Source organism: Micromonospora sp. NPDC005220 (assembly GCF_040607895.1).
Lineage (GTDB): Bacteria > Actinomycetota > Actinomycetes > Mycobacteriales > Micromonosporaceae > Micromonospora.
In genome coordinates this window covers 1-6,166 of the sequence record NZ_JBEXHP010000194.1, presented here as the reverse complement: position 1 = coordinate 6,166, position 6,166 = coordinate 1, and the positions used below count along the sequence as shown (strand labels likewise).

The 6,166-nt window shown below is 73.0% G+C and carries 7 protein-coding genes; 1 reads left to right on the top strand and 6 read right to left on the bottom strand.

The window, feature by feature from the left end; all coding sequences use genetic code 11:
• From ABZU52_RS31660 to ABZU52_RS31645, 4 genes are all read right to left on the bottom strand, one after another.
• The coding region (locus ABZU52_RS31660; protein ID WP_354974591.1) for a hypothetical protein at nt 1-266 on the bottom strand (266 nt) is incomplete at its 3' end.
• Nucleotides 267-314: 48 nt separating this feature from the next.
• Nucleotides 315-635 carry a divalent-cation tolerance protein CutA gene (cutA, locus tag ABZU52_RS31655; protein WP_354974590.1) on the bottom strand — a complete coding sequence of 107 codons (321 nt, stop codon included), beginning with the start codon at nt 633-635 and terminating at the stop codon, nt 315-317.
• 21 nt (nt 636-656) lie between these two features.
• Nucleotides 657-1,661: a 1-acyl-sn-glycerol-3-phosphate acyltransferase gene (locus ABZU52_RS31650; RefSeq protein WP_354974589.1), complete on the bottom strand. Its 1,005-nt coding sequence runs from the start codon at nt 1,659-1,661 to the stop codon at nt 657-659.
• Nucleotides 1,661-2,494 (bottom strand): patatin-like phospholipase family protein, encoded by an 834-nt coding sequence (locus ABZU52_RS31645; protein WP_238661642.1) that lies wholly within the window; start codon nt 2,492-2,494, stop codon nt 1,661-1,663. Before ABZU52_RS31645 ends, ABZU52_RS31650 begins: the two co-directional genes overlap by 1 nt.
• Before the next feature lie 165 nt (nt 2,495-2,659).
• On the opposite strand from ABZU52_RS31645, the gene ABZU52_RS31640 reads away from it, so the two are divergent.
• Nucleotides 2,660-4,147 carry a protein kinase gene (locus ABZU52_RS31640; RefSeq protein ID WP_354974588.1) on the top strand — a complete coding sequence of 496 codons (1,488 nt, stop codon included), beginning with the start codon at nt 2,660-2,662 and terminating at the stop codon, nt 4,145-4,147.
• A gap of 18 nt (nt 4,148-4,165) precedes the next feature.
• On the opposite strand, the gene ABZU52_RS31635 is transcribed toward ABZU52_RS31640, so the two are convergent.
• Nucleotides 4,166-5,221 carry a glycosyltransferase gene (locus tag ABZU52_RS31635; protein WP_354974592.1) on the bottom strand — a complete coding sequence of 352 codons (1,056 nt, stop codon included), beginning with the start codon at nt 5,219-5,221 and terminating at the stop codon, nt 4,166-4,168.
• Nucleotides 5,222-5,371: 150 nt separating this feature from the next.
• Nucleotides 5,372-6,043, bottom strand: coding sequence for a BON domain-containing protein (locus ABZU52_RS31630; RefSeq protein ID WP_354974587.1), 672 nt, complete (start codon nt 6,041-6,043; stop codon nt 5,372-5,374).
• Nucleotides 6,044-6,166 lie beyond the last annotated feature (123 nt).

The window sequence follows — 6,166 nt, the reverse complement described above, 5'->3', positions numbered from 1 at the left end:
GGGCGCGCCGCGACCGAGGCAGCCAACCCGGCACGGACCACCGCCGCCAGTTCGGCCCGCCGGCGCGACACGGCCGACAGGCGTCCAGCCAGCTCGGCGTACGCGCGGCGGGCCCGCTCCACCTCCGGCTCAAGCTCGGCGACCTGCCGGCTCAGCCGAACCACCTCAGCAGCGATCGGGTCGGGCGCACGCCGACAGCCGGAACAACCGGCGCTCAGATCCGCCGGCGCACCGCAGGCGGGGCAGGGGTAACGGGTGTCGTTCACCCGGTCATCATCGACAGCCGACCGGGGTACGCCCCAGAGTGCGCGTACTCAGGCCCGGGTGTGCTCGTACACCCAGGTTGCGTAGTCGGGGTTGCCGCTCTCCACCCTGGACACCAGGATCTCCGGCACCTCGTACGGGTGGCTGACCCGGATCTGGTCCAGCAACGCGGTGAGCCGGTCCGGTGCGGTCTTGAACTGCACCGACCACTCGGTGCTCGTCTCCATCCCGGACCGCCACCAGTAGGTGCTGTCCACCTGACCACCCACCTGGGCGCAGGCGGCGAGCCGGCCGGCGACGGCCGCAGCCGCCAGCACGTCGGCGACCGAACGCGCGTCCACCACCGTTGTCACCACGCAGATCTCGTCCACGCCCGCACCCTACGCGGCCAATTAGCGGTTAGCGGCGACCCAGGCATCGATCTGCGCCCACCAATCGAAGAGCCAGTCGATGCGTTGCTGCCGTCCGGTCGGTACGTCCTCCGGTGGCACCGACCAGAACCGCATCACGATCCGCTTGTCCATCGGCAGCTCCCGCCACACGTCGGCGACGGTGAGCATCCGGTCCAGTCCGGTGTGGGCGACGAAGATGACCCCGGCGTCCGGTGCGGCGTCCAGCGCGGCGAGCATCCCACCGGGCTGCGGGGCGAGCACGTGACGCATCCGCTCGGCGCGCAGGGCCATCCGTTCCAGGCCGAGGGAACGCAGCCGGGCGATGGCGCGCAGCCGTCGCTTGGGAGTGAAGTTGCCGCCCTCGGGAAAGATCACGAACGCGTCGTTGTCGTCCAGGCCGGCGGCGAGGTGCCCCACCTGTCGTACCGTCTCCTCGCCGCGCTCCGGGGTCGGCGCGATGAACCGGTTGGGTAGCCGATTGAGCAGCACGTCGATCGCCGGGTCCCACTGGAGGCTGTCCTTGAGGACGATCCGAGGCTCCCGGTGGAACCAGTTGACCAGCCCGTGGATCAGGATGAACGAGTCGCCCGGCCCGGCGTGCCGACAGAGCACCAGCTCGGGCCGGCCGGGCAGCGCGGTGTCCGGGTCGGTGCCCACCACGTCGATGCTCAACCGCAGTGTCCACCGCGCCTGCCAGAAGAACACCCGCAGGAACCAGCCGGCCAGCACGTAGTGCGCACGCTGGAACGCCGGCGACCGGGTCCGCCAGCCGAAACCGGAGACGACCCAGAGCACGAAGAGCGCGAGCAGCGCGGCAGCGTCCCAGACCAGGTAGAAACAGCCGATCCAGAGCAGTCGCAGTGGACGCAACCGGCCCGGCACCAGCGGGGACGCGGCTGCCGCCAGCAGCGCCCAGATCGGCAACGTGGTGACCAGGAGGAAGGCGAGCAGCACGACGGCGGGCGCGAACAACAGCCGACGCAGCCACCGGGGAGGTAACGGCATCACCGCTCCAGGTGGGTGGCCAGGTAGCGCCGGGAGGCGGTGTACGCGCGGCTGATCCGCCGCCCCACCGCCGCCATGTCCCGGTACGCCCACGGCGTGTCGTCGCGTGGGTTGAGCCCGCCGGTCGGCAGGACGTGCACCTCCACCCCCTCGGGCAGCGCCGCCATCTCCCGGAAGAAGCGGTGCCGGCGGGAGATCTCGAACGCGACCTGCGCGATCTCCCACGGCCGGCGCGGCGGGGTCAGCTCCCGTTCGATCCGACCCACCTGAAGGACGTAGATCCGGCGGGCACCGACGGCCACCGCCTCGCCGATCGGGATGGAGTTGACGATCCCGCCGTCCACGTAGTGCGCGCCGTCGATCTGCATCGGCGGAAGCAGGCCCGGCACCGAGGCCGACGCCATGACCGCCGGCACCACCGGACCGCTGTCGAACCAGTGCTCGGCGGCCCGCTCGATGTGCGCGGCGCAGCAACGGAACGGCACCCGCAGGTCGGCGAAGGTGGTGTCCACACCCAACTCGGTCTCGAGCAGACGGCGCAGCGGCCGGGGTGAGTGCAGGTGGGTACGGGCGGCGAAGCGGCGCAGCTGCCGGGCGACCGAGTCGCCGTACACCTCGCTCGCCTCCGGTGAGGCCCAGAGCCGGACCAGCCGGTCGGTCACCGCCTCGGACGGGTCGGCGGCGACCAGCGCGCCGTTCACCGCGCCGATCGAGGTGCCGAGCACCATGTCGGGTTGGATGCCGGCGCGGAACAACGCGCGCAACATGCCGACCTCGACCGCGCCGAGCACTCCCCCGCCGCCGAGCACGAACGCCACCGGTCCCCCCGCCATGTCTCTCATCCTGGCACGGGCCCGCCGCCGACCGGTGGGCCGCCGTCAGCCGGCGGTCGGCGCACGGCAGGCACCATCCGCCGACGGCCGGTGGTGACGGCGTTGACAGGCAGGACACATTCGCGCAACCTGATACCGCTCCCACCCCTGAGGCAGGTGCGATCCGTGAAGGCAGCACTGCATGCGGGCCGATTGCTGGCTCGCAGATACCGACTTCTGGACCAGATCGGCGCCGGCGGCATGTCGGTCATCTGGCGTGCCCGGGACGAGGTACTGGACCGGGTGGTCGCGCTCAAGGTGCTCGCCCCGTCACTCGCCGCCGACGCGCGATTTCGGGGCATGGTGCGCGAGGAGGCACGGGCCGCCGCCCAACTGGTGCACCCGCATCTGACCTCGGTGCACGACTACGGCGAGACGGTCGACCCGGACGGCTCGATCACCTCGTTCGTGGTGATGGAGCTGCTCACCGGTGAGGAGTTGAAGCTACGGCTCACCGAGGGGCCGCTGCCGTGGACCGAGGCGGTCCAGGTGGGCGCGCAGGTCGCGGACGCGCTGGCCGCCGCGCATCGGCTCGGCATCGTGCACCGGGACATCACCCCGGCCAACGTGATGATGACGCAGACGGGCGTCAAGGTGCTCGACTTCGGCATCGCCACCCGGATCGGCGCTCCCGACGAGGACGAGGACGGCGAAACCTTCGGCACCCCGGCGTACGTCGCCCCGGAACGCCTCGACGGCGCGCCGGCCCAGCCGTCCACCGACGTCTACTCGCTCGGCGTCCTGCTGCACGAGGCGCTCACCGGCCGGGTCCCGTATCCGGCGGACACCTGGGAGCAGCTCAGCGCCGCGTTGGCCAGTGGTCCGCCGCCGACGCTGGCCGACCTACCGGACCTGCCCGCACCGGTGGCCCAGATCTGCCTGCGCAGCCTCGCTCGAAACCCGGCCGATCGGCCGACCGCCCGGCAGGTCGCCACCGCGCTCCGCGACCACGCACTGCCGACCGAGCCGCCGACCGCGACCATCCGGGTGCCCACCCAGCCCCTGCCACCGCAGTCGCCCGCCGTCGCAACGGCCAGCGTGCCGACGGCGACCCCGGCGAGACTGGACGCAGGCGCAGCGGACGCCTCCGACGCGGGCGAGCCGGCGACCGGGTCGAGCTGGTCACGGCGACGGCTGGTGTTGCTGCTGGTGCTGGCCGTGGGAGTGACGCTGGCCGGGGTGGCCCTGCTGCCCGAACAGCAGCCGGCCCGCCGGGCGCAGTCCTCCGCTGGTCCGGTGACGACCCCGTCGACCGACCCGCCGGCCATCGGGTCGTCCGCGCCGAGCGCGCCGGCCGGGGCGCCGTCGAGGGAGCCGACCACCGCCGCGCCCAGCTCGAACCCGGGGACCCTGACCGAGGCCGCCAACCGGGTCGACGGGTTGATCGGCGACGGGCTGAGCGCCGGGGAGATCCGCGACGACGTGGCCCTCGACCTGCGCAACGAGCTGCGCAATCTGACCGTGGCGGTCAGCTCCGGCCGGGAAGAGCTGGCGCCGCCGGTGGCCCGGCTGCGCGCCAAGGTCACCGTCCGTCTCGGTGAGGGCGGCATCAGTCCGGCGTACGCGTCCCGGCTCGACGCCGCCATCGCCGAGCTGGGCGCGACCGGGGCCTGAGCCGGCGACACGGGCGGATCAGCGCACCGGCACCCGGGCCGATTCGCGGACGTCGTGCCGGCCGAGGGCGAACCGCCGGTAGACCTCCGCGTAGCCGCTCGCCATCCGCTCGGCCGAGAAGTTCTGCGCGACGTGCGCCACGCAGTCCTCCGGGTCGAGTCGCTCCACCGCGAGCAACGCCCCGGGCAGTTGCTCCGACCGCTCGACGACGAGCCCGGTCAGCCCCGGCCGGACCAGCTCCGGCACCGCACCCCGGTTGAGCGCGACCACCGGTGTGCCGGTCGCTGCCGCCTCCAGCATCACCATGCCGAACGGCTCGTCCCACTGGATCGGCATGATCAGGCAGCGGGCGTCGACAAGCATCCGCAGTGTCGTCGCGCGGTCCGCGTTGAGCACCACTGTCACGTCCTCGTCGACCATCGGCGCGACGACCTGCTCGTAGTAGCGACGCTCGGCCGGCTCGTTGCACTTGCCGGCCAGCAGCAGAGGCAACCCGGCCGCCCGGCACGCCCGGATTGCGGTATCCGGGCCCTTGTCCGGGCTGAACCGGGCCAGCCACAGCACCGGCCCGGCGCCGGGTGTGTGCTTGCGCGGAAAGCCGCGGATGTCCAGCGCGTTGTGCACCGTGCCGGCCCAGGGCAGGTTCGTGTTCAGCCGACGCTGGGCGTGCGAGATCGCCACCAGGGAGACGCCCGAGTCGATGTCGCTGAGCACGTCGCCGTACTCCCCGACGGGGTTCCCGTGCACGGTCGCGACCGTCGGCACGGCCCGGCGGCCGGCGACCAGCGGACCGATCGTGGTGTGGTCGTGGATCACGTCGAAGTCGGCCGGGGTGATCAGCCGATTCACCCGGGCCAGGTGGGCCAGCTCGGGCAGCGACTCGCCGAGCCGCTCGTACTGGACCTCGGCGACGGTGGAGACGAAGCCGTCGGCCGCCGTGCCGTGGTCAGCACCGGCACCGAACAGGGTCACCGCGTGCCCCTGCCCGGAGAGTGCGTCCACCAGGGCGGCGACGACCTGCTCAAGGCCGCCGTAGCCGGGCGGCGGTACGGACAACCAGGGCGGAACCACCATCGCGATGCGTAGCGACCGCTCCTCGGGGCGGCCCGCCGGCGAGTGGTTCACGGCCACGAGTCCTCCCCGATGCTCCCCCCGGTGCGACGGCACCGCCGGTCGGCGGTGGTTTCCCAGTGCCGTCCCGGGTAAACCGGACATGGCGGACGATCACCCGCCCACCAGGAGTTGGTCGTGCACCACCCGCACCCCGGGCGCGGACCACGCCACCCGCTCGACCTGGTCGCGTTCCCACCAGGACCGGACCACCCCGGCGAGGACCAGCGTGTCGCCGTCCACCTCGACGGTCACCCGTTCGCCGCCGAGCGTGCGCAGCAGCGCCCGCTGGACGTCCCGACGCAGCCGCTCGGCGGCCGGTGACGCCGCCGGTCGCACCTCGATCAGGTTGGTGATCCCCCGTACGCCGTCGAGCCGGCGCACCTCGCCCTCGGCGGCCCGCCGCTGCCACCCGAACTCGACCTCGCCGCGCAGCATCAGCCAGCCGTTGGCCACCGTCACGTCCAGCCGCTCGGCGGGCACGAAGCTGTCCCACTCCAGGGCGCGGGTGGCGGCGATGGCGACCTCGGCGTCGGTACGCCCCGGAGTGCCCCGCAGCCGCACCTCCATCTGGTCGGCCACCGCCCGTACGCCCCGGACCCGCTGCGCGCATCGCGTCGCGGCCCAAGCGCGAGCGGCGCCGTCCACGAATCCGGTCAGGGTGACCACGCCCTGGTCGACGGTCACCCCGATCTCGTTCGGTTGCAGCCGGGGGTCCCAGGCCAACTCGGCCAGGACGTCGCGTTGGATCCGCTGGTCGTCGCGGACACTCACCACTTCGGTCATGGCACCCCACCCCCGGTTCCGGTCGCCCACCGAACCTGCCGGGCGGACGGGTGACGGCGGGTGCCCCCGTCCCGGGGTAACGCCGGCCGGGCGGGGAAAATCCGGGGGGGGGGGGGCGGCGGC